The organism is Vibrio sp. bablab_jr001 (assembly GCF_016464285.1).
Taxonomy (GTDB): domain Bacteria; phylum Pseudomonadota; class Gammaproteobacteria; order Enterobacterales; family Vibrionaceae; genus Vibrio; species Vibrio fluvialis.
Map to the genome: position 1 here is coordinate 1 of NZ_JACDWZ010000035.1, position 253 is coordinate 253.

Here is a 253-nt window from a genome sequence, read left to right on the forward strand (position 1 = left end):
GCCTAACCTGGATGAGAGCGAGCTGCGTCTGGTGGCCGATGGCCTCATCAACGCCATTCAGGTGGTCAACCCTGACCCGACCGGCATGGCCGCGGCGGATGCGTCACTGGGCGTGGTGCACAACAAAGAGAGCAAAACCTCGACCGAGATGCTCTCACTGCTGGATAACGCGGTGGCCACGTCCAAAGCCAATCCGGAGCTGAAGTACGGTTTTGTCACCAGTGCCACCCATCAGGTGGTGATGGGCAAACAA

1 pseudogene is annotated in these 253 nt (G+C 59.7%); it reads left to right on the forward strand.

Annotated features, from left to right (window positions below):
* A pseudogene (locus JIG40_RS02605) lies at window positions 1-253 on the forward strand (diguanylate cyclase); the annotation flags it as partial.